Origin of the sequence: Stenotrophomonas terrae, from assembly GCF_039674165.1 — a bacterium.
In the GTDB taxonomy this organism is placed as follows: domain Bacteria; phylum Pseudomonadota; class Gammaproteobacteria; order Xanthomonadales; family Xanthomonadaceae; genus Stenotrophomonas; species Stenotrophomonas terrae_A.
In genome coordinates, this window is the sequence record NZ_JBDJMY010000055.1 from 1 (window position 1) to 26489 (window position 26489).

General features: G+C 60.4%; 18 protein-coding genes and 1 riboswitch. Of the genes, 4 read left to right on the plus strand and 14 right to left on the minus strand.

From position 1 onward, the window contains the following. Window positions 1–177: 177 nt before the first annotated feature. On the minus strand, window positions 178–2676 hold the full coding sequence (locus ABE493_RS17295; protein ID WP_346500247.1) for an alpha/beta hydrolase family protein: 2499 nt from the start codon (window positions 2674–2676) through the stop codon (window positions 178–180). A gap of 116 nt (window positions 2677–2792) precedes the next feature. After that, a riboswitch (S-adenosyl-L-homocysteine riboswitch) is annotated at window positions 2793–2911 on the plus strand. Between the two features lie 32 nt (window positions 2912–2943). Here ABE493_RS17295 and ahcY point away from each other — a divergent pair. Next, a complete protein-coding gene (gene ahcY, locus ABE493_RS17300) occupies window positions 2944–4389 on the plus strand; it encodes an adenosylhomocysteinase (protein ID WP_346500249.1) in 1446 nt (481 codons plus the stop codon). 345 nt (window positions 4390–4734) lie between these two features. Then, the gene (locus tag ABE493_RS17305) at window positions 4735–4950 is read left to right on the plus strand and encodes a DUF4287 domain-containing protein (protein WP_346500251.1); all 216 of its coding nucleotides are present in this window, start codon (window positions 4735–4737) and stop codon (window positions 4948–4950) included. Between the two features lie 532 nt (window positions 4951–5482). Here the strand turns inward: ABE493_RS17305 and ABE493_RS17310 are convergent. The 4 genes from ABE493_RS17310 to ABE493_RS17325 form a co-directional block, all read right to left on the minus strand. After that, on the minus strand, window positions 5483–6364 hold the full coding sequence (locus tag ABE493_RS17310; protein ID WP_346500253.1) for a T6SS immunity protein Tli4 family protein: 882 nt from the start codon (window positions 6362–6364) through the stop codon (window positions 5483–5485). A gap of 115 nt (window positions 6365–6479) precedes the next feature. Then, window positions 6480–8102 (minus strand): esterase/lipase family protein, encoded by a 1623-nt coding sequence (locus ABE493_RS17315; protein ID WP_346500255.1) that lies wholly within the window; start codon window positions 8100–8102, stop codon window positions 6480–6482. A 3-nt stretch (window positions 8103–8105) separates the two neighbouring features. Further along, on the minus strand, window positions 8106–11003 hold the full coding sequence (locus ABE493_RS17320; RefSeq protein WP_346500257.1) for a type VI secretion system Vgr family protein: 2898 nt from the start codon (window positions 11001–11003) through the stop codon (window positions 8106–8108). A gap of 561 nt (window positions 11004–11564) precedes the next feature. Further along, the gene (locus ABE493_RS17325) at window positions 11565–12149 is read right to left on the minus strand and encodes a DUF3304 domain-containing protein (RefSeq protein ID WP_346500259.1); all 585 of its coding nucleotides are present in this window, start codon (window positions 12147–12149) and stop codon (window positions 11565–11567) included. A 555-nt stretch (window positions 12150–12704) separates the two neighbouring features. Here ABE493_RS17325 and ABE493_RS17330 point away from each other — a divergent pair. Further along, on the plus strand, window positions 12705–13253 hold the full coding sequence (locus ABE493_RS17330; protein WP_346500261.1) for a hypothetical protein: 549 nt from the start codon (window positions 12705–12707) through the stop codon (window positions 13251–13253). Between the two features lie 164 nt (window positions 13254–13417). Here ABE493_RS17330 and ABE493_RS17335 read toward each other — a convergent pair whose 3' ends face one another. The 5 genes from ABE493_RS17335 to ABE493_RS17355 all read right to left on the minus strand — a co-directional run bounded on the left by ABE493_RS17335 (window position 13418) and on the right by ABE493_RS17355 (window position 20387). After that, window positions 13418–15910: a T6SS phospholipase effector Tle1-like catalytic domain-containing protein gene (locus ABE493_RS17335; protein ID WP_346500263.1), complete on the minus strand. Its 2493-nt coding sequence runs from the start codon at window positions 15908–15910 to the stop codon at window positions 13418–13420. An 89-nt stretch (window positions 15911–15999) separates the two neighbouring features. Continuing rightward, the gene (locus tag ABE493_RS17340; protein WP_346500265.1) at window positions 16000–16602 is read right to left on the minus strand and encodes a DUF3304 domain-containing protein; all 603 of its coding nucleotides are present in this window, start codon (window positions 16600–16602) and stop codon (window positions 16000–16002) included. After that, window positions 16599–16799: a hypothetical protein gene (locus ABE493_RS17345; protein ID WP_346500267.1), complete on the minus strand. Its 201-nt coding sequence runs from the start codon at window positions 16797–16799 to the stop codon at window positions 16599–16601. The genes ABE493_RS17340 and ABE493_RS17345 overlap by 4 nt, the downstream gene beginning before the upstream one ends. Further along, the gene (locus ABE493_RS17350; RefSeq protein WP_346500269.1) at window positions 16796–17599 is read right to left on the minus strand and encodes a DUF4123 domain-containing protein; all 804 of its coding nucleotides are present in this window, start codon (window positions 17597–17599) and stop codon (window positions 16796–16798) included. The genes ABE493_RS17345 and ABE493_RS17350 overlap by 4 nt, the downstream gene beginning before the upstream one ends. Before the next feature lie 10 nt (window positions 17600–17609). Further along, window positions 17610–20387 (minus strand): type VI secretion system Vgr family protein, encoded by a 2778-nt coding sequence (locus ABE493_RS17355; RefSeq protein WP_346500271.1) that lies wholly within the window; start codon window positions 20385–20387, stop codon window positions 17610–17612. Between the two features lie 448 nt (window positions 20388–20835). Here ABE493_RS17355 and ABE493_RS17360 point away from each other — a divergent pair, with 448 nt between their 5' ends. Next, window positions 20836–21099: a hypothetical protein gene (locus ABE493_RS17360; protein ID WP_346500273.1), complete on the plus strand. Its 264-nt coding sequence runs from the start codon at window positions 20836–20838 to the stop codon at window positions 21097–21099. A 339-nt stretch (window positions 21100–21438) separates the two neighbouring features. On the opposite strand, the gene proP is transcribed toward ABE493_RS17360, so the two are convergent. The 4 genes from proP to ABE493_RS17380 all read right to left on the minus strand — a co-directional run bounded on the left by proP (window position 21439) and on the right by ABE493_RS17380 (window position 25966). Continuing rightward, the gene (gene proP, locus ABE493_RS17365; RefSeq protein WP_346500275.1) at window positions 21439–22932 is read right to left on the minus strand and encodes a glycine betaine/L-proline transporter ProP; all 1494 of its coding nucleotides are present in this window, start codon (window positions 22930–22932) and stop codon (window positions 21439–21441) included. Between the two features lie 339 nt (window positions 22933–23271). Continuing rightward, a complete protein-coding gene (locus tag ABE493_RS17370) occupies window positions 23272–23712 on the minus strand; it encodes a DUF2809 domain-containing protein (RefSeq protein WP_346500277.1) in 441 nt (146 codons plus the stop codon). Continuing rightward, window positions 23696–24250 (minus strand): DUF3228 family protein, encoded by a 555-nt coding sequence (locus tag ABE493_RS17375; RefSeq protein WP_346500279.1) that lies wholly within the window; start codon window positions 24248–24250, stop codon window positions 23696–23698. The genes ABE493_RS17370 and ABE493_RS17375 overlap by 17 nt, the downstream gene beginning before the upstream one ends. Before the next feature lie 102 nt (window positions 24251–24352). Next, window positions 24353–25966: an APC family permease gene (locus tag ABE493_RS17380; protein ID WP_346500281.1), complete on the minus strand. Its 1614-nt coding sequence runs from the start codon at window positions 25964–25966 to the stop codon at window positions 24353–24355. Between the last annotated feature and the right edge of the window lie 523 nt (window positions 25967–26489).

The window sequence follows — 26489 nt, forward strand, 5'->3', positions numbered from 1 at the left end:
GCTCGGCATGGGGCATTACCGGTAACGCCTCTGCCGAGCATGGCTCGGCACTACATTGGGTTTGCTGGTAACGCCTCTGCCGAGCATGGCTCGGCACTACAGGTGAGACGAAATGCCGAGCATGGCTCGGCACTACATTCCCGCCCTTGCGCCGAAGGCGCAAGGGCGGGCAACACGTCAGCGCTTCTTGCCGGCTTCGGCACCCAACCAACGGTCGAGCCAGTCTTCACTTTCGGCCAGCATGGTCATGATCGATTCGCGTGCACGGTAACCATGCGATTCGTTCGGCAGCATCACCAGCCGCGAGGTGCCGCCCAAGCCCTTCACCGCCGCGAACATGCGCTCGCTCTGGATCGGGAAAGTGCCGGAGTTGTTGTCCTCAACGCCATGGATGAACAGGATCGGGTCCTTGATCTTGTCGGCGTAGTTGAACGGCGACATCTTCTGGTACACGTCCTGTGCCTGCCAGTAGTTGCGCTCCTCGGCCTGGAAGCCGAACGGCGTCAGCGTGCGATTGTAGGCACCCGAACGCGCGATACCGGCCTTGAACAGACGCGTATGCGCCAGCAGGTTGGCGGTCATGAAAGCACCGTAGGAATGGCCACCCACGGCAATGCGCTCGCGGTCGCCGACACCGCGCTTCACCACTTCGTCCACCGCTGCCTGCGCACTGGCGACCAGCTGCTGCACATAGGTATCGTTCGGCTCGGTATCGCCCTCACCGATGATCGGCATGGTCGGGTTGTTCAGCACCACATAACCCTTGGCCAGGAAAGCCTGCGGCCCCCAGTAGCTGATGGCGTTGAAGCGGTACTGCGAGCCGCTGACCTGGCTGGCATCGGCGGCGGATTTGAACTCGGCCGGGTAGGCCCACATCAGCAGCGGGCGCGGGCCATCCTTCTTGGGGTCGTAACCGGGCGGCAGCAACAGATCGGCAGTGAGCTCGACACCATCGTTGCGCTTGTAGCGGATCTGCTCCTTCTTCACTCCACGCAGGGCTGGCAGCGGGTGCGCGAAATGGGTGAGTTCGATCGGCTTGGCATCGGCCGCCAGACCACGCGCGTACAGATTGGCCGGCACGTCGTTGGACTCACGGTAGGTGAGGATGCGGCCATCCTCGCCTTCAATGATGCTCAACGGCATTTCGTAATACGGTGCCTGCGACTGGAACAGACGCTCGCTCTTGCCGCCGGCCAGATCAACGCGATCCAGAAATGGGCGATCGCCTTCGGCCGATGCACCTTCACCAACACGGTAGAAACCGTTGCCATCAGCGGTGAGCTGCAGGCGCGAACGCCCGGCGCTGTCCATCTGCATCAGCGGCTCGCCCGGGTCGCTGTAGCGGTCATCTTCCGAACGCTGCACCAGCAGTGTCGCAGCCTGGTCGAGATGATCCGGCGCTATCTTCCATTGCTTCATCTGGCGGTTCTTCCACCAGTACTCATCCAGCAGCGCCAACTCGCCGTTGGCCCAGGTAGCACCGGCATAGCGCGAGCCCAGCTGCGCCAACGTCACCGGCGGCTTTTCGAAGGGCGCGGTCTGCATCAGTACCGCATCGCGCACCTTGGCCTCGCGTGAGGGATCGCCGCCATCCTGCGCTTCGGCCCATACCAGGGTTGCCGGGGCATCGGCGCGCCAGCTGATCGAACGCACGCCGGTGGGCACGGCATCGTTGCCGGTCGGCAGGCCATCCACCAGCGGCAGACGCGCCACCGTATTCACCAGCTTGCCCTGCGCATCCAGCACCTCGATATGGCGCGGGAAGCGGCTGACCGGCACCGCATAGGAGAACGGCCGCTGCACGCGCTGGCTCAACAGGTAGCTGCCATCCGGCGAGGCCGACAGGCCAAGGTAGATACCCACAGCGCCCACCGGCTTGCTGTCACCGCTGATCGACACCCGTACCGGCTGCGCCTGCATGTAATACGCGAACAACCGCGCGTCGTCTTCGTTCTTCAGCAGATCCTGATAGGTACGTACCGAACGCACGCCCTGCCCGGCTTCGGTCTGCTGCACCGCCGGCCCGGTGGGGACGCCGTCGCCCTGCGGCGGGGCGCCCTGCCCTGCCGGACGCTGCAGCACCAGCAACGCGTCGCTGCCCGGCAGCCAGCTGTAGCCGTTGCCGACGATGCTGTTCAGCCGCTCGGCGATGCGCCGTGCATTGCCGGTCTGCACATCCACCAGCCACAACTCGTTGCTGCCCGTAGCCGGATCCAACTGGTTGAAGGCCAGGTATTTCTGGTCCGGCGACCACGCCAGCGAGGCCACCGACAAGGGCTGCGGCAAGCCGGTGATCTGCCGTTCCTTGCCGTCGCTGGTGGACGCCAGCCAAAGCTTGCTGCCGAACGAGAAGCGGCTGTCGGACACGGTCTTGGGGTTGATGCGCAGCCCGGCCAGCTTCAGCTCCGGGGCCGCCACCTGGGCGATGGACGGCAGCGCCGGGGTCTGCAGCAGCGCGGTCAGGTCACGCTTGGGCGACAGGTACAGGCTGGGCGCGCGCGGGGCGTCAACCACCGCCTGCAGCGCCGCTGACGGCAGGCGGTAGCCCTCACCCTGCTGCGCCCCCTTCTGCACCGGCGGGGCCAGCGCCATGACCGGCGGAACCGCCAACAACAGGCCGGCGCACAGCACCAGAACCGCAGAAGTACGGCGACGGCGGCGGGAAGTCAGATTCATGGCGCATTCCTATTGGACGGAAACAATCCCCCAACTTAACAATCCCCATCGCCGCTGGCCCCTGCCGTTGGTTGGGCCAGCGGCGCGGGCGCCTTGGCGCGATATAATGGCCGGCCCGTTCCGAGGGGCGCTGCGACCGTTGGGTGGACCCGTCCACTACAGCCCGTGTTCTTGCACGGACTTCCCAAACGGCCAGGCTCGGACGGCTTTCACGCAACAACGGCGCCCGGCGAACGCGAGCTTGCTCGCACCACACCGGAGCTATAAATGAACGCTGTTGCCACTACCTTCTCGCAGGAAGGTGATTACAAGATCCGCGATATCTCGCTGTCCGATTGGGGCCGCAAGGAACTGGACATCGCCGAGCACGAAATGCCGGGCCTGATGTCGATCCGCCGCAAGCACGCCGCTACGCTGCCGCTGAAGGGCGTGCGCGTGACCGGTTCGCTGCACATGACCATCCAGACCGCCGTGCTGATCGAAACGCTGAAGGACATCGGCGCCGAAGTGCGTTGGGCTTCGTGCAACATCTTCTCGACCCAGGACCACGCTGCCGCCGCGATTGCCGCCACCGGCACGCCGGTGTTCGCATGGAAGGGCGAGTCGCTGGAAGAATATTGGGACTGCACCCTGGACGCGCTGACCTTCACCCTGGCCGACGGCACCCTGACCGGTCCGGAGCTGGTGGTCGATGACGGCGGCGACGTCACCCTGCTGATCCACAAGGGCTATGAGCTCGAGAACGGCAGCAACTGGGTCAACGAAGCTGCTGCCTCGCACGAAGAACAGGTCATCAAGAACCTGCTCAAGCGCGTTGCCGTCGAGCGCCCGGGTTACTGGGCGCGCGTGGTCAAGGATTGGAAGGGCGTCTCCGAAGAGACCACCACCGGCGTGCACCGCCTGTACCAGCTGGCCCAGGCCGGCACCCTGCTGATCCCGGCGATCAACGTCAACGACTCGGTCACCAAGAGCAAGTTCGACAACCTGTACGGCTGCCGCGAGTCGCTGGCCGATGGCCTGAAGCGCGCGATGGACGTGATGCTGGCCGGCAAGGTTGCCGTGGTCTGCGGCTACGGCGACGTGGGCAAGGGCTGCGCTGCTTCGCTGCGTGCCTACGGCGCGCGCGTGGTGGTCACCGAAATCGACCCGATCTGCGCCCTGCAGGCGGCGATGGAAGGCTTCGAGGTCAACACCATCGAATCCACCCTGGGCCGTGCTGACCTGTACGTCACCACCACCGGCAACAAGGACATCATCCGCATCGAGCACCTGAGCGCGATGAAGGACCAGGCCATCGTCTGCAACATCGGCCACTTCGACAATGAGATCCAGGTCGATGCGCTGGTGGGCTACAAGGGCGTGCAGCACGTCAACATCAAGCCGCAGGTGGACAAGTACATCTTCCCGAACGGCAACGCGATCTTCCTGCTGGCCGAAGGCCGCCTGGTCAACCTGGGCTGCGCCACCGGCCACCCGAGCTTCGTGATGTCCAACTCGTTCGCCAACCAGACGCTCGCACAGATCGACCTGTGGGCGAACAAGGACAGCTACGAGAACAAGGTGTACCTGCTGCCGAAGAAGCTGGACGAAGAAGTTGCCCGCCTGCACCTGGAAAAGATCGGCGTCAAGCTGACCACCCTCAGCCAGGAACAGGCCGACTACATCGGCGTGCCGGTCGACGGCCCGTTCAAGCCGGACCATTACCGCTACTGATCGGTAAAGCCTTTGCTTGAGCCCCTCTCCCGTTCACGGGAGAGGGGTTGGGGTGAGGGCAGCTTTTGGCGTGTAAGGCCCCTGCCGAGCATGGCTCGGCACTACAGATGGAGCCCCTCTCGCGAACGGGTTCTTGAGCCCTTCTCCCGTTCACGGGAGAGGGGTTGGGGTGAGGGCAAGCTTCAAAGCTTCAAAGAACGGGTGCCGCAAGGCGCCCGTTCTGCTTTTGGGTGTCTCCATTGCCGTCACCAAACGCCGCATCGCCGCCCTTCAGACGCACCTGAATCGCCAACACCCCGCGCTTGACGCATCATTGCCCGGCATCCTCCCTTTCAGGAAACGCCCATGAGCACCAGCGAGAAAGTCCAAGGCCCTGCATCGTACTTTCCGTCCATCGAAAAGACCTACGGCAAGCCGGTGAAGCATTGGCTGCAGTTGCTGGACACGGTCAAGGAAAAGAAGCACATGGAACAGGTCGCCTTTCTCAAGGAGCAACACAGCATCGGCCACGGTCATGCCAATGCATTGGTCGCTTACCAACGGGCGCAGAGCGGGGCCTGACAAGCCACGCATTGGGTATTGCAGGAACGCGCAACCTCGCAGCGATGAGTGCCTGCAAAATGCGCGAGCCTTTGGCAACACCGGCTTCGCGGCTTACGCCGCTCCCACAGAAGCGGCATTGCGGCGTACCGCGACATTTGCGTCTTTTGTAGGAGCGGCGTCAGCCGCGAAGCAGATAATCCATCAGATCGCACAGAATTCTGGAATTCCAGCAACACCGGCTTCGCGGCTGACGCCGCTCCCACAGAAGCGGCATTGCGACGTACCGCGACGTTTGCTTCTTTTGTAGGAGCGGCATCAGCCGCGAAGCAGATGGCCCGTCAGATCGCACAGAATTCTGGAATTTCAGCAACACCAGCTTCGCGGCTTACGCCGCTCCTACAGAAGCGGCATTGCGGCGGCACCGCGAAATTTTCTTCTTTTGTGGGAGCGGCATCAGCCGCGAAGCTGATACCCCATCAGATCGCAAAGAATTCTGGAATTCCAGCAACACCAGCTTCGCGGTTTACACCGCTCCCACAACACGAGGCACTCAGATCGCGCCCGGGCGCAGACGCAGGCTGCCCAGCACCTGGTCCCACAACCCAAGCGCCTGTGCGTCGTCGCGGAATGCTGGCGCCTGCGCCTTGTCGTCGGTCAGCAACTGCAGCGACAGGAACGGGAACTGCAGGGATTCCGCGCGCCCCTGTGATTCCCACAGGAAGGCATACATCCTGCGCCCGCCCTCTTCGGCACCGGCCAGTATTTCCTGCCCCTGGATAGGCCCGATATCGCGCTCGCCACGGCGCAGATTGCGCATTCGCGCTGCGGCGGCCGCGTACTCCGGCGGCAGATCGGAGGCGCGCTGCAATAGCGATTGATCCGGCTTGCCAGTGACATAGGACATCAGCGTCATGCGCGCGCCCGGATAGGCGCGCGGGCGCAGGCCGATGGTCATTTCCTCACTGTTGATGCGGTTGCCGGCAATGAAACCCGAATCAATGCAGAAACCCGCAGCGGTGGGAATGGTGTTGGGATCGCGGTAACTGATCCTCGGCCGCAATGCGCGGTAATTCTCGATGGCGGCGGGCAGTTTCGCAGCCTCGGTTTCGCCACTGACCAAATACTGCACGCTATGCGCAGGGTCCAGCACGTACAGTTCCTGGCGATGACCGGCGCGGCTGCTGTCGCTGACCCATGAAGTAACCAATACCGCATCGTCGTCAAAGCGGGTCTCACTCACCGACATGGACTCGCCACTGCGATGACGTGCAGCCTTCAGCGCCGCAATCCGCGCAGCAACGCGCTGGCGGAAGGCTTCTGCCGATACGCCGGTAGTCGTCTCCACCTTCTTGCGTGCATACACATAACCGGGTTGGACCGCAGTAGCGGCGGGCACATCCAGCAGGAATCGCCCAACACACAAAGTCTTCATTTCGCTTCCCCGTTGTATCGGTGCCGCGCCGGCAACGCCGCCCGAGGCAAAGGTCAGTAGTGTGGCAACCAGCAGGCTGCACAGCAGCGGCCGGCGCATCATCGCGTGCAACACCTCATGCCCAGTCCGCGCTCTGCGCAAACCGCACGGCGGCATAGAGGGTTGCCCAGCGGGTGCGCTCGTCGTTGTAGCTTCCTTGATGGTCATAGCCCTTTTTTCCTTTCAGCGCGTACTGCCCGGTGCCGAAACTGCCTTGGCGGAAACATCCTGTGACCTCAGCTTTGGGGGCGGCACCTGAACACGCCGGTACTGTGCCATCGCCTGGATTGGTGGGATCGGCGATTTCCAGCTTGATCACACCCACCGCGTCCTGCAGTTTGATCTTGCCGTTGTGGTTATCCGACACCGGCGTCACCGAATCCGCGCCGGTCATGCTGCCGCCGCTCCAGGCCAGATCACCCCAGGCAAGCTGTTTGGCGTCATCACCGTAATGCGCGAAGGTCGGCTTGTGGTATTTGCGCTCAATGTCCTTATGAAAATCCCGCACGCCTTCGATGTTGATCTGGAAACTGGTGCGCGGCGTAAGCGCGGGGCCATCTTCCTCTTCGCGTGCCGATGCGGCCGCCGGTGCCGGTGCGCTCGGATCGAGCAGGCCGGTATTGCCCTCGGGAACCAAGCCATACCATTTGGTGTTGAGGTAAATCTCGTTGTACGGATCTGCGCCAACCGGCAGACGCGCCCCCTTGTCACCAAGCTCCAGCCACGCCTTGCCTTCGTTGTAATCCGCAGCGGGCAGCAGCTCCAGACCGCCGGGTGAGCGGGCCAGGATCGCCACCACTTCACCGGCATCGCGGCCCAGAATGATGCTGGATGCACCGGTATAGCCAGCACGACAATGGTGGTACGTCGCCGCTGCGCCTGTCGCCGGCATCACGCCATGGGAGACGCCGAGCAACTTGCCGTAGTTCGACAGCTGCGATACCGCGCGCGCTACCAGGCCGCCCATTGAATGGGTAACCAGCAACACCTTCTGCGCGTTGATACCCCGCGTGGCGTAGTACGGCAGGATCACACTGTCGATGCGCGCGACAATATCCTGCGCCGAGAGGCGATTGCTCTGCAGCCAGTTGTAGCCGCCAGACCACACCTCGAAACGGTAGTGCGCCGCATGTTTGGCCTGCTCCAGCGTGAGTGCAGCGTTGCCGCCAACCATCTCGCCATACTCGGCCGGCGCGCGCGCACCCTCTTCGGCCCACCACGGCTGCAGCTTGCCAGCCGACATCAGATCATTGAGCTTGCGGTGCATCTCGGCCATGACCGGGTTGTAGGCCGAGCGCATCAACTGGCCCCAGCCGCGCTCGCGCGCCAGCGCCTCGGGAATCACATCTTCCGCATCCAGCGGGCCGCCATCGTCAACCTCCGAGGTCAACGGGTTCAACAACCGCTGCCGCGTTGCGGCACCACGGAACAGGAACACGAACATCTGCCCGATCGCGCCGAGCACCGCACCCACGCCATCGGTATTGGGCGGCCGCCATACCGGATCGCCGGTGATCTTCGACTTCAGGTTGGTGCCCATGATGCCGGGCAGGAAGATGACCGGAATCACCGCATCGGTATCGGCCTCGACCACCTTGTCGCGCTTGTCCTTGACCTGGGTGAGCCGCGCTCGCGCAACCGGCCGCCCATCCTCGTCCCAGTCTCCGCTGGGCAGCACAACGTCCTGTTTCTCTTCCATGCGTCAGACCTTCCCCAGAATCTTGATGAGCACCTCATCGATGCCCTGCCCGCGCTGCCGTGGCAGGCGCCCATGCGCATCGGTAACAACTTCGCTGCGCCCGCCATCGCCGCGGGTGATCTGCACCCGCGTGTTGGGCATGGGCTCGCCCGTGGCCCGGTGCCACACCACGTACACATCATCGAACTGCGCCTCCGGCCAACTGTTCATCTCAGTGGACAAGTGGGTGGCACCGAGGAAGCTCTTCTTGCCCGCATGCACGGTGATCTTGCCGGGGCAGTTGAAGCTGATGTTGCCGCCTTCGATGGTGACACTGGCGCCACCGGTGGTGGCGATATGCACGGTCTTGCCCGCCGTCAACTCCACCACGCCCTGCGCACTTGCTGCGCGCAGCGCCTGCCGCGATTGCAGGCGCACTTCGTCGTGTTGCGCCTGCATGTTCAATTCATCGGTGCCGGCTACCACGCTCAAGGCATTGCCAGCGTCAGCGCCACCTTCCACCGCCGTGGCCAACATGCCGATGGCCTGGCCCGAGTGCAGGCGCGCATCGCCCATCACAACGGTATCGCTGTCGCCGCCGCTGGCCAGCAGCAGGCCTTCGCCGACCGACCAATGCAGGGCCTGCCCTGCCACCTGCGCGATGCCCGCAGGCGCGGCGAATCCCAGCAAGGGATCACCGCTATGCGGCACCCGGCCGTCGCCAGCCGAGGCTTGCCGTTGCCCGGCCTCGCCGCTTGCAGCTTGGTATTCCGCGCCCGGCACCGTGGTCTTGGCACTGGCCAGCATCGCCGCCAACGGTGCCTGATCGCCGATGATGGCCGAGCGGTCCTTGCCGCGCGCGCCTTCCTTCATCGCCAAAGCACTGGTCAGATGCGTGCGCGCCGCTTGATTGAAGCGCGTGCTCAGGCCCTGCAGCTGATTGAGCAAGGCCGCCGGTTGCACCGCTTCACCGGCCGGGCTGGTGCTGCGATGCGCGTAGGCACTGAACCAACCGCCTGCAGTTGCGCGCACTGCGCCCCAGGCATCACTACGCAATTCAAAACCGGTACCGCGCAGGCTGCCGAGGAAGTTGTCCGCTTGATGGCGCAGATGGCCAAGGCTCAACTGCGAGGTCTGCTGGCTGCTGGCCAACTGCACGCGCAGTTGTTGGTCACTGTCATCGAACAACAGATGATTGCTGCCCTCGCCGCCTTCCCATTCGCGCGAGCGGATGCCCCACACCGCGCCCGCGTTGCGATGCGCATCATCACCTGCGCCCGCCGCATGCCATGCCGGCGCGTGGCCACCGCTCAAATTGGCTTGCGCGCTGGGCGTGCCATCGCGCGCCTGTGCATACGCGCTGTTATCGGCATCGGCGCTGGCACCGGCAGGCGTGGGCGCAACGCCCGCTTCGCCACGGCCGTTGTAGAGCGCGCCCAACACGATGGGCCTGTCGATATCGCCATCAAGAAAACCGACCAGCACTTCCTGTCCGATGCGCGGCAGGAACTGCGCACCGACACCCGGGCCGGCATAGCGCTGAGCCACCCGCAACCACGTGGTGTCGCCCTGCTCGTCCTGGAAATGGAAACGCACCCGCACCCGGCCCAGGCTGTCTGCATGCACATCCTGGCTGTTGCCGCCCTGACCGGCGACAACCACCGCCGTCTGGTAACCCGGCACGGTGGGCCGTGGATTCAAGCGATGGCCGCTGCCATCCTGCAAGGCCGGCCGCCATGGCAAAGACCGTTCGGTCGCCTTGAATCGGTTGGCGTAGCCGGTTCTTTCCGCCTGTTGCCAAAGCCCGGCATTGCCGCCCGCCATCAGCGCAGCGCCAAGTGCTTCATCCATCGCCTGACGTGCATCCGTCGGCAGGTTGTTGATGCCGGCATGTTCCACCTCAACCAGCAGCAACTCGGGCGCGATCTCAAACGGCGCCTGCTGCACTTCAAGCCATGTCCCGGAAAGGAAACCCCGTACCGTGCCTTGACCTTGCCAGCTGCGGGCATGCACTTCATGCGCCTGCGCCTGCAGGCGCGCATACCAATCCGCCGCGCTGGCGTTGTTGAACGCATACGGGCCTACCGCGTCATAGCTTTCACGCTGGGAGGTGTTGCCACCACCATCCAAAGGCAGCTGCGCGCTGATGTTGCGCACCTGCCGGTAGTCGTCACTAAGCAGGCTCAGCCCAGTGCTGCCCAAGGTGCGGCGCCGGCCCAGCGTTTGGATGCTGTCTGTGGATTCGGTTGCATCACTGCGATGAAAGCGCACACCGGCCGCGGCGCTGCTGACGTCCTGCGGCAAGCCCAGGCTGTCGGCAAAGATTTCCATGCCGTTGCCACACGGTGCCTGTTCCTCAGAGTACAAGTGCCACCCCAGCCCTTCCTCGGCCAATAGCCGCTGCAGGAAGTCCAGGTCACTCTCGCGATACTGCACGCAGTAGCTGCGCACACGCGTCCCGATGAATTCGTCACAGCCCTCGGCCCAGCGCCAGTTGGCCAGGTCCGGATAGTCGGCGAGCACCGCGTCGACGATCTCGCGCACGCTCTTGTCCTGGAACACACGGCTGTGACGTGCATGCTGCAGCCACCAGGTCCACGAGCGCAGCGATAGCCGATAGCGAACCAGCCCACCATCGCTGCCCATCCGCTGCGCCTGCGCGATCAAGCCGCTACGTTGCTGCTCGCCACCATCGGCCATGCGCATCAGCAGCGTCGCCTGCGTACCCAGCAGCGCGTCCAGCGCGACACTCTGATCTGTGGACAACACATCCACATCCGTCTGCGCATGCGCAGACAGGCCATCGCGGCCCCACCAGCGTTCGACCATGCCCCCATCAAACCCAGAGCATCGCCATTGATACTGACGTTGTGAATCACTCGGCGCAGCCACCTGCGCCATCAGGCTATTCAGCTTATCCATGCCAACCCAATGCCATTCCCGCCCGCCATTCAGCAGACGCAATCAGATCCCCCAGTCCGAATCTATCAGAACTTTCCTATAGCCTGCGTTACGGGTTGGAGGGGCTGGATTGGGGGGAACAGCGGGAAATCTGCCGGAATCATTGGGATTTGCTGTACGCAAACAGCAGGGCATTTAGCCTGTTCACAATTGTGTTGCCAGCGAATCGCCGGCGATTTGAGCGACCAACATCACGTTTTCGCGACGACTAAGACAACCATTAAGTCACGTCGTACCACCGACCCAAGCTGGTGCAAGGTCAGCGGGTGCGTTGTACCGCCCACCAACAATCCGTCAGATAGCTACAGTTGTGTCTGGCCACCTCGACTAGGGATGCCCCATGCCGCTAGCAGAACCGAAGCAGCCAGTTTCAGCATTGGCTACGCCGGACATCTGTCGTTGACGTCCATGGCCCCAATCACCTCATGAGCATTTGATATCAAAAACTGCTCGCATTCTGCTGGTCACGCTCGAGCAGCGACTAGCCAGTTTCCAGCTGGCGAGCAAAAATTTGTACCTCAACTAGTAATGACCCACCCTCGGCGGCGCCTTGCTTCGATACCAATCCATGCACTCTGGATCACGCTTGCATGTTTCCGCGGGGGTCAGCAATCCGTCGGGGAAATTCAAATGGCCAGGGTAATAACCCGATGCATAAACCTTAATTTTCCGACCTGGAAAGAACGCCACCCACAAATAACCAGAGTGGATTAACGGATACGGGGGAACTTCAACTTCTTCTGTATGCAGAGCATTTTTATCGCGCACATACAGTGCGTCATCACTCCACTTTACTGTCACCTTCGTCCCTGGCTTCCAAGGATAGGGCAACGCAACGCTTCCCGCAGAACCATTGCCATTATTGTACGACTGAACCGCCCCACCCCAAGATCCATTTACATAGATTGATCCAATTGGCATATCTGTATAGTTCAAACCGGACAGACCAAGCCCAATCTCATCAGGAGGAAGTTCTTGCGAACCGGCGCCCTGCTCTCGACAAGAAGCGACACCTCCACATAAAACCAAAATTACAAATAAGCGCGACCCATTTTTAGAAACAAAACTCAGCAGACAACCAAATAAACGCGGAAAAATCGAAAACATACAACCTCCAAATTGCATCCGCATTTCCAATTTTCGAAGCAATAGTGACTTAAGAGCGACGCACCATGAAATAAACGCTACAGAAGACCACACACTAAAACTGAGAAATCCAGCGGAACTCCAAGCATGGCCACATTCTGCCCATCACAAATAATGCAGCCGCTCCAATTTTGGTTACTATCACCCATCTAATGTTGCCGACCGCGCGAACACAGAACCTCTCTCCGTGTCTCTACTGCGCCCGAACCAGCTTGCCAGAACCACGCACACAACCAATAACGCCGAAGTTCGAAGTGATGCATAGATCAGCACTGGGCGACCTCATCGTCACCAAGCAAGCAGTACAAACGATTTAGATCTTCCTCAAGAACTCGCCGACCAAAGAACTCAGCATCATTAGGATCGATCCAACGACTTCCAAGCTTCAGCTTCACCGTACTTCCCTCAGCCAAGATATAGAGCGGATCAAAGCAGTACGGAAACTCTGTTGACTCACTTGGCCGCTTGCTCAGTGTAATGAAAGTACTCTTTTCCAGCTGAGCTCGGTCTACTGGCATGCACATCGGCACACCAACAACCAGATCCCTGATTATCGGCGACGTACTTACTGAGAACATTTCAGGCGAGGCCATCATGCCCGGAAATATCGACACTACTGACCGCACACCGGCCGAACCATCCTTGAGTACGACCCAGCCTGTATTGTCATGCGACGTGCAACGGCAGTCACATATAACCAGAGTACTGGACGACGCGGCATCTCTTGCCACGGAAAGCGCCCCGTCCGGGCACAATGCAAACCCGATATCGCTATCCAATCTGGGCTCAGCACAGCCACTTCCGGCGCAAACTTCCGCCACCGGCGTTGCAACGTCAGTCGCAACCGGAACAGCCCCTGCACTTCGCCCGCAAGCCAATGCAAGAGAAGCCCAGCCGACAAATAACAAGACCCTTCGCAGCTGCATTCTTCGACATCCTTTTCTGTATCAACAAGCTCGCATCCAGCGCCATTCCACCTCGCGCAGGCTAATTGGCGGGGATATTACCCCTCTCGCGTTCTTCTTCGATCTGAAAAAATACCGGAATCCGGCCGACCTTTGGTGACCTGAACCCGTATTTGGACACTGCATATATTGGAGCCGACGATTGCTCTAAGCTTGCTGGTTGTTGCGCGGGCTTCTCTGGTTGCTTCTGACAACCTGTGAGCACGTTGACCAAAAGCAGCATCGATAAAAATAGAACCCTCATTTTCTATCCACCAAAAGTACTCATAGGGATTCCCACCACGACAGTGGACCAATCTCGTCAATGAATACATTCACAGCCTTCAACTCTCGCTCTGCTGGCTGAATTTCGGCAAAAAGTGCTTGCGCATCTGCCATATATCCCATCATGGCACCCCCTCCACCTCCACCGCCTAACGTGATCGAAGGCGCGGAATCGGATGCTCGCTTCCTAAGGCTTGCCTCTCTCTCACGAAGTACGCGCAACTGCCTTTCCAGATGCTTCTGCCGTTCTATCAACTGTTGTCTGGAAGCGGACGCGAGTCTTGGATAGTCCGCCCTGAACTCAGCGAAATTATCTTCGAACATCCCTCGCCAGCGAAGATATCCCCACAACGCATAGATCTCGCGACCGGACTCCTGAAGTGGAAGCGAGTCCTTTGAAACATCTCCTTCAATTTTTCCGGATAGTTTCAGTCGCGCTCGATAGCTCGCCAATGTAGCCTTCTCCTCGTCACTGAGGGGAGCTGGCCCAACTCTGGGCAACACTAACAAAGGAAGGCTTACGCCTCGCACTGCGTTCGCGACGGAGTTCAACCCTTGATTGGATTCATTCCACGCTTTCTCCTTCTTCAATAGCCTTTCTATCTCTGCCTTATTCTGTTGCTCCCAAACATCATCATCTTGTCCCAGTGGCTTGAACCAAGCTCGCGAATCGTGCACATGCAGGTCAAACAAGGAAACAATGTCGGCATGAAGTGCAGCATTGCTCTGCCAGGCATTCTTGATCTCGCGCCACATCTCGTACTTCTTGCGTGCAGCCAGCTCCTGTGCGTATGCGAGCTCCACCGTAGCCATGCCCGAATAATATGGACTGATGCTCGCGATCGTCCCGCCTGGAACGTCATCGAAGGTGGCCCAAGCTGGATGGAGATATCCTCCCAGCAAGCCGATCAACGAGTACGCCCCTCCACGAGCAACCAGAATGCCGGCATCATCGAGCATGCCCAGGTAGCCACCACTCAGCCAGGCACTTCCTCGAACGCGCTGCACTCCATCAATCTTCTCCAGCAACTCAGCTTCTTGCTTCAATTCTCGATCTGCACCAAGAATATCGACGCGATCCTGTGCCGAGCCCAGATTGATTTCTCCATGTTTTCCAAGCCGCAACTTACGCCATCTCAAGTAGAGCCGATACTGATCCTTCATCAGCTCGCGAGTGTTTTTGGCTCCGCTCTGACACTGCGCGATATACGCATTGAATCGCCTTACCAGCACAGGGGAGATCCGGAAAGATTTCTTTACCGTATCAGGAAGTGAGTTTATATCTCGCAAAGGCACGCCGGCTGCCAAGGACGCGCGATACATACGCGCTAAAGGCAACTGCGACAGCTTCTGGGCATCACCTTCACCTCTAGCCTGCTCATTGGGGGCGTAGCCTCCGCCCAGATCCGAATGCACACCTGGAAAGACTTCCTCGGTGACGTTGGGGCCACTGGCTAACTCCAATGGAAACGAACCTCGCACTTCGTGAGCGGCCACCAAATGCAGGCATCGCGTGACTATCGTTGCGTCCGGAATGCGCATATCCCTTCGTTGCGCCCAGCCACCGTGCCCGGTTGCCAGATCATCCAGTACACCTTGTGCGGCTCCCACGGACGCCACGGTATCGAACAGTCCCAGAAACTCAACCTTCATCGGCAGGCCGCAGACTGTCATTGGACCCGTTGGCTCATCGCATAGATCACGCAACCAATGTACGAACGTACGCGCTGCAGCAGCGCCACGGGAAAAACCGTAAACGTAGAGCCGGATGCCATCAATCTTCGGCAGCCTTGCAGGAATCAATGGTAGCAGCTTCTTGTGGAGAATATTGCGCCGCTCTGCAAGCTTACGTCGCCGACCGTCCGTATTTGTTGCACGCCAATGCGTACTAAATATGGACTGAAAAGACTGCTTCGCGCTAACAGCTCCTCGCGCACGCACATCCTCGGCCCCTTTTGGTTGAATAACCTTGCCACCAAGATGGAGCTGCATGCTAGGCAATGACATGTCTGTGCTCATACGTCGAACAGCCAATAGATCTTCCTCTCGCACGGAAAGCGAATCTCTAAACCAATGCCGATGCAAATTATTCTGCAACTGAAGCAGTGCCCAATTAATGCGGGCTTCGCCCCCCCATCCTGCGGCTGCACCAGCTACTGCATGCATTCCAATACCGGCATCACCAACTTCCTGCCTAAATTCAGTTCCGACACCGGGCACATAAGTACGATATCGATAGAAGTTACTCCCGTCATTATCCGGCCGGGCATCAAACGCCTGATAGAGCCTTGCGACGTTACTATGTGTCTCAAGCACCTCATCGTACTTCAAGTTATTGCGCGTACCGTCAAAAAAAAAGCCCATCTCCAAAGGCCGGCAACAGCCTAGCACTGCCGCAGAGGGTACCGCCATGCGAGCAGCCAAAGATCGCTCGGCAGCACTTAACTGAAGCGGATCCTCCGGACTAAATGAAGTAATTACACTCTGAGTCATTACAGCGTTCCTTGCCGTTACCGGATTAACTGATGAACTTATCTCTGTTCCAAAAGCTTCCTAAAGTTCGAACAATACTTTAGAAATAATTAGTAGCAGGATTCCCTATTATCGGGACGCTCCCTTATGCACGTTTTAGTAGGATCAATGAGGCCATCAGGAAAATCGGGATCCCCCGGACTCGCAAAGGTCGGAAACAACTTGACAGACCCATCGGGAAAGAACGCAATCCACAGCCAAGTCATGCGGCCAAGCCTATCTTTCTGGGGCACCTCTGGCACCATATCTCTATTGAACAACGCTTTCTCATCACTCTTGAATAGCGACTCATTCCGCCAGCGCACGTTTATTTTGTAGTTCGGATCGTAAAACGCCGGCGTATCTGCTGAGCCAGCCCCTGTGGAGGAACTGTGCTTTGGAACATTTGCTGCCCAAGAGCTCCCAACATAGACCTCGTCTATTTCCTCATCTGTGTAGTTCAGGAGACCGATTCCCATTGGCACCAGATCACCCGGCTTGTGATTGGGAGGCCATTGACCTATGGCGATCAGTCTTTCCCTCTCGAGCGCCTTTGCCCTCGACTCGCGACTCTCACACCCTGTTGGCCCGATCGAAAATACAGCGAGCAGAAAACCAAACCACCAGACATTACGGAAACTGGCTATTTTCAGCAGGCCCAAGTATCGACTCATGACAAATCACCCAAAGTACTGACGACAGAGAGACCTAAAAGGCAGTGCATGTTTCCTTCCTGTTGATACTTATGGCCATCGTTAGTAGCACACCCTTCATCGACTGTTGGAAATTCATCAACAGATCCACGCGATGTTCCATGGAGATTCGGCTCCGAAGAACTGGAAAGCGCGTCAGTAGCGGCGAGAATATTCATAGCAACCATCCTCGGGAATGCAGGGCGTCGTAGATCTTCTCCAATCCGCTTGAATCATGATCATCCCCGGACGAGCGCTCCAAAGAGCCAATACCAACAAGCTCATCTGCAATCGCATGACATTGCGCATACGAGATCCTCTGCGTGAACTCGCCATATACGTGCGCATGATCATGAATGAAGCCAAGCATCAGATCCGCAGTCATGACAACCTCGAATCGCGTCATCTGGCCTGGATTCAGCCGTAGCTTTGTCGGAGCGCCGATGGCACCACTCGGATTGTCGTCGCTGGAGAAACACACGGGCTCCCCTTTTCTATCGAAGCTCCACCATGCAGATAACCCCGTCATGACCTTCGCCCACTGCACCTCGTCAAGCACATCGCGCAACGCACGCAGCGCTCGAGTGTCTGCCCAACGCAGCAGAAAGATTTGGCCGTCGGCAGATCGCGCCTCAAGATGAGCACGCAAATGGGCCCTCATGGATTCGGGATCAAGAACTGCCCCTATGAAGCTCAGAGCAGGCACACCGGCGAGAGCCTCAGACAGCACGATCGCTTCATCTTTGCCCTGTATTCCTACTAGATACGGATCTACGCGTTCCATCCCCTCGCCATCGTAGAGCCCCTCGTAGAGACGCATCGGAGGACTAGAGAGCTTGCCTGCCAACGCACCCACAAGCTCCATTTCCATGGATGGGTCCATCAATGCATAGATGTAGGGACAGTTGCCTCGCAACTTTTCAATATGCTCTGCCATCTGACCAATGGCGGTCTCTGTTGGCTTGTCATACCAGTACATATGCATCTACCTATGCCGTCTTCTTTGCCAATGCACTGCCCGACTTGGCAGCCATCAACAGGCATTCCACACAGATGCTCTGCGGGAAATTTGGCAATGGATAGGCCTTCTGTACCGGCCCAACAAACGACTTCTTACCCGCATGCACCGTAATCGTGCCCGGGCAGTTGAACGTGATGTTCCCGCCCTCGATGGTTATGCTGGCGCCGCCCGAAGTGGCGATGTGGATCGTCTTGCCTGCAGCAAGCTCCACCACGCCCTGCGCGCTGGCTGCGCGTAGCGCCTGCCGCGATTGCAGGCGCACTTCGTCGTGTTGGGCCTGCACGTTCAATTCGCCGGTGCCGGCCACCACGCTCAATGCATTTCCGCCTTCAGCGCTGCCCTCTACCGCGCAGGCCAACATACCGATGGCCTGCCCGGCGTGCAGGCGGGCGTTGCCCATCACTGCGGTGTCGCTGTCGCCACCGCTGGCCAGCAGCAGGCCTTCGCCTACCGACCAGTGCAGGGCCTGCCCTGCGACGTGGACGATGCCTGCGGGTGCGGCAAAGCCCAGCAGCGGATCGCCGCTGTGGGGGACGCGGCCGCTGCCTGCTGTGGCCTGGCGCTGCGCGGCCTCGCCGCTGGCGGCGTCGAATGCCGTGCCGGCTACCGTGGTCCTGGCGCTGGCCAGCATTGCGGCCAGTGGTGCCTGATCCGGCACGATGCTTGAGCGCTCCTTGCCACGCGCGCCCTCCTTCATCACCAGCGTGCTGGTCAGGTGGGTGCGTGCGGCTTGGCTGAAACGGGTGCTCAGGCTTTGCAGTTGGTTGAGCAGGGCCGCCGGCTGCACGGCTTCGCCAGCCGGGGTGTCGCTGCGGTGCGCGTAGGCGCTGAACCATGCGCCGGAGCTGGCACGTACCGCGCCCCAGGCGTCGCTGCGCAGTTCAAAGCCGGTGCCGCGCAGGCTACCGAGGAAATTGTCGGCCTGGTGGCGCAGATGGCCAAGGCTCAGCTGCGAGGTCTGCTGGCTGCTGGCCAGCTGCACGCGCAGTTGTTGGTCACTGTCGTCGAACAGCAGGTGATTGCTGCCTTGGCCGCCTTCCCATTCGCGCGAGCGGATACCCCAGACAGCACCGGCATTGCGATGCGCCTCGTCGCCTGCGCCAACTGCATGCCATGCCGGGGCGTGGCCACCGCTCAGGTTGCCTTGGGCACTGGTAGCGCCATCGCGTGCCTGCCCGTAGGCGCTGCGATCGTCACTGGCGCTGGCACCCGCCGGCGTCGGGGCGATGCCAGCTTCGCCGCGTCCGTTATAGAGCGCGCCCAGCACGATGGGCCGGTCGATGTCGCCGTCCAGAAACCCCACTAGCACTTCCTGGCCGATGCGCGGCAGGAACTGCGCGCCGACACCCGGGCCGGCGTAACGCTGCGCAACGCGCAACCAAGTGGTATCGGCTTCGCCATTCTGGAAATGGAAGCAGACGCGGATACGGCCCATGCTGTCCGCGTGCACGTCCTGGCCCTTGCCGCCGTGCGATGCCACCACCCGTGCGGTCTGGTAGCCGGGCGCAGTGGGCCGGGGGTTAAGCCGCTGGCCGGTGCCGTCCACCAGCTCTGGCCGCCACGGCATCGCGCGCTCGGTGGCCTTGAATCGATTGGCGTAGCCCACTTTTTCGGCCTGCTGCCATAGCGCTGTATCCGCATCGGCTATGGGCGCCGTGCCCAGCGCAGCGTCCATCGACTGCCGGACATCGGTGGGCAGGTTGTTGATACCGGCGTGATCCACCTCGGTCAACAGCAGCTCCGGCGCTTCCGAAAACGGCGCCTGCTGTACCTGCAACCAGGTGCCGGATTGGAAGCCGCGTACCGTGCCCTGCCCCAACCAGGGGCGGCTGTGCACTTCATGCGCCTGCGCCTGCAGCTTGGCATACCACGCTGCTGTTGCAGCGCTGTTGAAAGCATAGGCACCGACCGCGTCGTAACTCTCACGCTGCGATTGCTCGCCGCCGCCCTCCAGCGGCAGCTGCGCGCTGACGCCGCGCACGGACCGGTAATCGTCACTGAGCAGGCTGATGCGGGTACTGCCCAGCGCACGCTGCCGTCCCAGCGTCTGAATGCTGTCGCTGGACTCGGTGGCATCACTGCGATGGAATCGCACGCCGACGCTGGCGCTGGCCGCATCCTGCGGCAGCGTCAAGCTGTCGGCGAAAATCTCCATGCCGTTGCCGCACGGGGCCTGCTCTTCCGGGTACAGACGCCACCCCAGCCCTTCCTCTGCCAGCAGCCGTTGCAGGAAGTCGAGGTCGCTCTCACGGTATTGCACGCAGTAGCTGCGCACACGCGAGGCAATGAAGTCATCGCAGCCCTCGGCCCAGCGCCAGTTCGCCAGATCCGGATAGTCCTCGAGGACACTGTCCACAATCTGTCGAACAGTCCTGTCCTGGAATACGCGGCTATGCCGCGCGTGCTGCAGCCACCAGGTCCAGGACTGCAATGACAAACGGTAGCGCACCAAGCCGCCATCGCTGCCAATGCGGCACGCCGACGCAATCAAACCGCTGCGGCGTTGCTCATCGCCTTGCGCGGTACGCATCAGCAAAACCGCCGGTTTGGCGATCAGCGCCTGCAGATCGATGCCCTGGTCGGTGGCAAGTACGTCCACTTCAGTGATGGCATGTGCGGACAAGGCATCGCGCCCCCGCCAACGTTCGACCACGTTGCTGCCAAAGTCGTCGCACTGCAATTGGTACTGCCGTTGTGCATTACCCAGCACAGCGACCTGCGCCATCAGGTTATTCAGCTTATCCATGCCTATTCCAGATGTGATGACTGTCTGCAATCTGCAGACACAAATCGGATTCCTTTCGCGGAATTTACCAGAAGTCGGCGGCGCAGGTTTTCACGGCGCCGGCATTACAGTCTCCGCCCTGCATCCCGGCCCATCCATAGCGGCGGCTGCCACCGCACAGGGGCAATGCGTTTGATTTCAACGGTTACCGATCAACTCGAAAGCCGCGAAAACACTCGCTGACGTGTTGTTTCCGTCATTAATCCGTTCAAAATCAAGATTCGTCTCGAATGTCCGAACATGCGTATGCTCCGGACAGCATCAGATGCATTGGACAGCCCATCTGCGCAGATCGCGCAGCGCCAGCGCAATTGAGCGATGATCGGTTGGTCATTATCTGGATTCAGCCGTACCCAGCACTTCATCCACCCGCGTTGCCCTGCACTACCACCGAGCCAAGGACCGCCACATGCAGTGGATTGATGATCTTGAAGTGGATGCCTGGAATACCGTGATTGAAGAACTTGTCTGGCATCTTCGCAATGGCCGCACGCCGACGGCGATAAGCCGCCAACGATTACCGGACCGCGGAATTGAGTTCCGCTTCAATGATGTCGCACCGGTGTTTCTGCCGGTGGAAGAGGATGCGTTTGAAAGCCACTGGAAGGAAGCCATCGCCATCATCGCGCGCTTCCCGCAGCTCAATGCGTTGCGCTTCCGCTGCAATATTTGATCTGTATTTCTGATCAGCGTGAATGCGCGGGCGTTGAGTTTTTTGCGAAGGCGCTCTCCCCTTTTCTACGCGGAAAGGAAGGAACGAAGCGATAGTGCCGAGCCATGCTCGGCAGAGGCTTTCCTGGTAGAGCCCTAGCCGAGCATGGCTCGGCTCTACACAGTCAAAAGCCAACCCCTCCCCAACCCTCCCGTTCGCTGCGCGAAAGGGAGGGGGCGAAGCGGTAGTGGCGCGCCCTGCTCGGCAGGGGGTTTCCCGGTAAGGCTTCAGCCGAGCCTGGCTCGGCTCTACACGGTCAAAAGCCCTCCCCTGCACATTTGGTGCAAGGGAGGGAGTTGATCAGACCAGGTCGGGATGCCGGTCGATCAAGGCCTGCTTGCGTCGCTCAAGGTTGGCGAGCTTGTCCTGCATGTCGTTGATCTCCACATCCAGCCCATCAACGCTGGCTTCGATATGGTCATACTGCTCCTGCAGCAGCTCGCGCGCTTCGCTACGGCTGCCCGCATTGGGCGTATCACCGCGCATCGGCTTGTTGGCCGTCTCATGCATGAAGTAAGCGGTTATCAAACCAATCACTGCCACCACCATCAGGTAGTACGCCGGCATCATCAGGTCACCGGTGGTTTCCACCAGCCATGCGGCAAGCGTCGGGGTTACACCGGCAACGATCACCGAGATATTGAACGCACTGGCCAGCGCGCTGTAACGCACGCGCGTCGGGAACATTGCCGGCAACGTTGAAGCCATCACGCCGATCAGGCAGTTCAGCAGCACTGCCAACAGCAACAAGCCAACGAAGATCCAGCCGGTGTTGCCGCTGGTAATCAGATGGAAGGCAGGGATCGCGGCGACCAACAAGCCCAGGCTGCCAGCCGCAATGAACGGCCGCCGGCCAATGCGGTCACTGGCCATGCCGACGAAGGGCTGCACGAACAACATGCCCACCATCACCACGATGATGATCAGCACACCGTGGTCTTCCGAGTAGTGCAGGTTGTGCGACAGATAGGTGGGCATATACGTCAGCAACATGTAGTAGGTGACGTTGGTGACCAGCACGATTCCCACGCAGACCAGCAGGGAACGCCAGTACTTGCTGACGATCTCGGTGAACGATATGCGCGGTGCACTGCCCACGGCATCCTGATCCTCCTTCTCCATGCGCTCCAACTGCTCGGTGAAGGCCGGTGTTTCTTCCGCCGCATGACGCAGGTACAGGCCAATCAGGCCCAACGGCGCTGCAAGGAAGAACGGAACTCGCCAGCCCCACTCCAGGAACTGCTGTTCACCGACGATGCTGCTCAACAACACCACCACACCGGCGCCAGAAACGAAGCCGATGATGGAGCCGAAATCCAGCCAACTGCTCAGGAAGCCGCGGCGCCGGTCAGGCGAGAACTCGGCAACGAAGACCGCAGCACCGGTGTACTCGCCGCCTACCGAAAAGCCCTGCGCCAGCTTGCACAGCAGCAGCAGGATCGGCGCAAGGATGCCGATGCTTTCATAGGAGGGAATCAAGCCGATGCAGAAGGTACTGATGGCCATCAGGATGATGGTTGCCGACAGCACTTTCTGCCGGCCGAATTTGTCCCCCATTACCCCAAAAAACACGCCGCCCAACGGACGCACCAGGAACGGCACCGAGAACGTACCCAACGCGGCAATGGTCTGCACACTGGGCGACGCATCGGGGAAAAACACTTTACCCAGCGCATAGGCAACAAAGCCGTACACACCGAAGTCGAACCACTCCATCGCGTTACCCAACGCGGCGGCAGTGACTGCTTTTTTTACTTTTGCCTTATCGATGACGGTGATGTCATCGATTTGCATCGGCTCATTGCGGATAGTGGATTCACCTGTAGACATGACAGGGCCAGTCCTCCCGTTACTGAGTGGTTTGCGTGCTTGGCCATGGCTTGCATGAGTTCGCGCAGGCCGTAATGCGCACGAAGGAATGCCCCACGGCAAGGCCATGGGAACGGTCAGGGACAGAAAAAACCGGGATCATCCCGGTAAGGCGTAGTGCCGGCTGTCCAAGCATCAACAGGCAGGTTGCCTGTGCGTAATCGCTGAATGATGCTGAGCCGGCGCATTCTACGCGAACAGCCGTTAAGGCTTGTTAAAGACGCGTTGACTGCAATGCAGACACACGCGTCATGCGCTTACGCATCAACGATGAATGCGAAACAGGGCACGCGATAGCAGCACGATCACACCCGTTGCGATGCAGCCCACGGCATAGCAGACAATGTCGCCCCACGAGAACGTATTGCCGATCACCGTATACATCACATCGCCACGCACATAACCCAAGCGCTCGGCGACATGGAAGTACTGTGCCATCTCGATGCCACAGGCGAAGACGAACACCGCCAGCAGCACCAGATAGTCATTGATGCGCAGCACGCTGCGGATCATTGCGTACAGCAGCACCACTACCAGTACATCGCCCAGATAGGCACGCACCCACGACACATGTGGCAGGCGCGTTGCGATGAAAACCTCCACCGCGAACACCAGCAGCGCCAGCGCAAGATGCCAAGGGCTCAAGCCGAATAGACGCGCGGGCTGACTGGACGTACGCAGCAGCGAATCAGCGCCAGTTTGCATTGGCACCCCAGAAATCCACCGCACGCGCATAGGCCGCACGGTCAATCGGCACGCCGGAGCCACCCTCTTCCACACCCAGCGCATTGCGCATCATGGTGATGGGCGCCATTGGGATTTCCTCGGCCGTAGCGGTGTAAAGGCAACCCACCACGCCCCAGTCCGCCTCGATCGGCGAACCTTCCTTCTGCAACTGCTCGCGGCTGTAGAGGATCACGACCAGATAGTCGGCCACGGCCGGCTCCACGCCTTCGAACCAGCGCACCAGCACCGGCAGCTCCTCGCGGCTGCGCGCCTCGTAACCGGAGCGCAGCAGATGGCGGTTCTGCTCGGTGATCGACACGGTCAGGCAGCGGGTGCTGGTCCAGTTCCGATAGACATGCAGTTTGCAGAACGGCGCATAGCCATCGAGCACCTTGTCGGCGGCATGCGCGTTCAAGTGCTGCTCGAACGCCTCGGCGCTGCAGTCCTGGATGGTATTGGCGCGAGGGGTGCGCGGAAACAAGCGGGTACGTGCAAACGGCGTCAGGTAGATGGACATCAGCGCTTCCAGCAAAGGATACCGATATTGTCGACGATCAACGCCAGGACCGGAACCGCCGCATCTGCCTGAGCGCTACCGCGCAACCACCATCAGTGCCAATCAGCCATGCGCCTGCGCTTCGCGCTCGGCCACATCCATCGACGGCGTGCGCCAGCCCGAATGCACGCCCCACAGGTAGAACACCACGCCGATCACCGCTACCAGCAGCAGATCCCAGCCGTAGCTGAGGTAGCCGGCGCCACCGAAGGCGGTACTGCCCGCCCACGACACCAGCGCCAGTAATGGCAAATAGCAGATCAGCCACAGCGCGCCTTTCAGCTGCCGGGAAAAATCATGCCAGCCGATCTTGCGCTGGTAGTAAACGTAGATCGGCAGGGCCACCACCATCAACAGGATGATTTCGCCGGTCAACGGCCAGCGCGCCCAGTACAGCAGTTCGGTGGCCATCACGAAAGCCACGCCCGCCAACAGCGGCAGTGCAATGATCCGCAGCGGACGATGCAGATTGGGCGCGGTGCGCCGCAGCGACATCACGCTGATCGGCCCGGTCATGTACGAGATCACCGTGGCTACCGAAATCACCGCCGCCAACGTGCCCCAGCCACGGAAGAAGAACAGGAACAGGAACGACACCGCCAGGTTCAACCACATCGCCGGGCGCGGCACGCCCCAGCGTGGATGGATGTTGCCCAACAGCTTGGGCGCGGTACCGTTCTGCTGCATGCCGTAGATCATGCGTGCGGTAGTGGCGGTATAGGTCATGCCGGTACCACTGGGGCTGACGAAAGCATCCACGTACAGCAGTACCGCCAGCCAATGCAGGTTGGCGATCAAGGCAAGTTGCGCGAAGGGCGAACGGAAATCGATGCCATGCCAACCGTGCTCGGCCAGCATCTGCGTCGGCACCGCGCCGATGTAAGCCACCTGCAGCAGCACGTAAACCACCGCTGCCAACAGGATGGAGCCCACCACTGCGAACGGAATGCTGCGGCCGGGATTACGCGCCTCGCCCGCCAGATTCACCGGGCTCTGGAAACCGTTGAAACTGAAAACGATGCCGGCGGTTGCGATGGCGGTAAGGATCGCCGAAAAATCCAGTATCGGCGTACCTGCGCCTTTCAAGCCAACCGAGAAATTCTCGGTATGGAAGCCACTGGCGATCAGCGCCACAGCCGTCAGCGTTGGCACGATCAACTTGAACAGAGTGATGATGCTGTTGGAGCGCGCGAACAGTTTCACGCTCCAGTAGTTGATCAGGAAGTAGACGACCACCAGCACCGCCGCGATGAGCAGACCGGCATGACTTAGCTCGCCCATGCCGCCGGGCTGCTGCACATACATGTTCTGCGCCCATTGCCACGGCCACGACGCCATGTATTGCACCGAGGCCTCGGCTTCCACCGGGATCACCGAGACGATGGCGATCCAGTTGGCCCAGGCAGCGATGAAACCCACCAGTGAGCCGTGCGAGTAATGGCTGTAACGCACCATGCCGCCGGATTCGGGGAACATCGCGCCGAGTTCGGCGTAGGTAAGGGCGATGGTGAGGATGATGGCCGCGCCCAGCACCCAGGCCCAGATCGCCCCCGGCCCGGCCAGGCCCGCCGCGCGCCATGCGCCAAACAGCCAACCGGAGCCGATGATCGAGCCCAAGCCGGTAAGCATCAGGGCAATGGGGCCGACGTCGCGGCGGATGGCGCTGGAGGCGTTCATGGTGGCTTTCCAGATAGGGCAACACCGGTACGGTGCTGGCGGCCGATCATCGCAAACCGGATGTTAAGCGGGGCGTCGTTTTCGGCAGAAGAATGTTGCAGCCAGAACCGGCACAGGTAGCGGATGTCCGCGGTTTATCGACATGCCGGCAACGGCAAAGCCAGGCGTCTTCATCTTCGCTGCGCGGTGTAGTGCCGAGCCATGCTCGGCAGAGGCGTCCCCGGCCATGCTGCAGTTACGACGCGAACCGCTGCTTCAACCTCCTGCAAAAAGCACCCCTCCCCAGCCCTCCCCTTCGCTACGCGAAAGGGAGGGGGCAACGCGGTAGTGCCGCGCATGGCTGGGCTGGGTTTTTCCCGCCATGCCCCCCGCCTCGCTTGGCTCGGCTCCACCCAGTCAAAAGCCAACCCCTCCCCAGCCCTCCCCTTCGCTACGCGAAAGGGAGGGGGCAAAGCGTAGTGCGGCGCCAAGAGCGGCAGGGGGGGTTCGTGTTTTTAACGAAAACAGCAAGGCTAGGCGGGAA

Coding starts and splice junctions, on each gene's coding strand:
- ABE493_RS17295 (WP_346500247.1), bottom strand. CDS start 2,676: ATGAATCTGACTTCCCGCCGCCGTCGCCGTACTTCTGCGGTTCTGGTG.
- ahcY (WP_346500249.1), top strand. CDS start 2,944: ATGAACGCTGTTGCCACTACCTTCTCGCAGGAAGGTGATTACAAGATC.
- ABE493_RS17305 (WP_346500251.1), top strand. CDS start 4,735: ATGAGCACCAGCGAGAAAGTCCAAGGCCCTGCATCGTACTTTCCGTCC.
- ABE493_RS17310 (WP_346500253.1), bottom strand. CDS start 6,364: ATGAAGACTTTGTGTGTTGGGCGATTCCTGCTGGATGTGCCCGCCGCT.
- ABE493_RS17315 (WP_346500255.1), bottom strand. CDS start 8,102: ATGGAAGAGAAACAGGACGTTGTGCTGCCCAGCGGAGACTGGGACGAG.
- ABE493_RS17320 (WP_346500257.1), bottom strand. CDS start 11,003: ATGGATAAGCTGAATAGCCTGATGGCGCAGGTGGCTGCGCCGAGTGAT.
- ABE493_RS17325 (WP_346500259.1), bottom strand. CDS start 12,149: ATGTTTTCGATTTTTCCGCGTTTATTTGGTTGTCTGCTGAGTTTTGTT.
- ABE493_RS17330 (WP_346500261.1), top strand. CDS start 12,705: ATGCACATCGGCACACCAACAACCAGATCCCTGATTATCGGCGACGTA.
- ABE493_RS17335 (WP_346500263.1), bottom strand. CDS start 15,910: ATGACTCAGAGTGTAATTACTTCATTTAGTCCGGAGGATCCGCTTCAG.
- ABE493_RS17340 (WP_346500265.1), bottom strand. CDS start 16,602: ATGAGTCGATACTTGGGCCTGCTGAAAATAGCCAGTTTCCGTAATGTC.
- ABE493_RS17345 (WP_346500267.1), bottom strand. CDS start 16,799: ATGAATATTCTCGCCGCTACTGACGCGCTTTCCAGTTCTTCGGAGCCG.
- ABE493_RS17350 (WP_346500269.1), bottom strand. CDS start 17,599: ATGTACTGGTATGACAAGCCAACAGAGACCGCCATTGGTCAGATGGCA.
- ABE493_RS17355 (WP_346500271.1), bottom strand. CDS start 20,387: ATGGATAAGCTGAATAACCTGATGGCGCAGGTCGCTGTGCTGGGTAAT.
- ABE493_RS17360 (WP_346500273.1), top strand. CDS start 20,836: ATGCAGTGGATTGATGATCTTGAAGTGGATGCCTGGAATACCGTGATT.
- proP (WP_346500275.1), bottom strand. CDS start 22,932: ATGCAAATCGATGACATCACCGTCATCGATAAGGCAAAAGTAAAAAAA.
- ABE493_RS17370 (WP_346500277.1), bottom strand. CDS start 23,712: ATGCAAACTGGCGCTGATTCGCTGCTGCGTACGTCCAGTCAGCCCGCG.
- ABE493_RS17375 (WP_346500279.1), bottom strand. CDS start 24,250: ATGTCCATCTACCTGACGCCGTTTGCACGTACCCGCTTGTTTCCGCGC.
- ABE493_RS17380 (WP_346500281.1), bottom strand. CDS start 25,966: ATGAACGCCTCCAGCGCCATCCGCCGCGACGTCGGCCCCATTGCCCTG.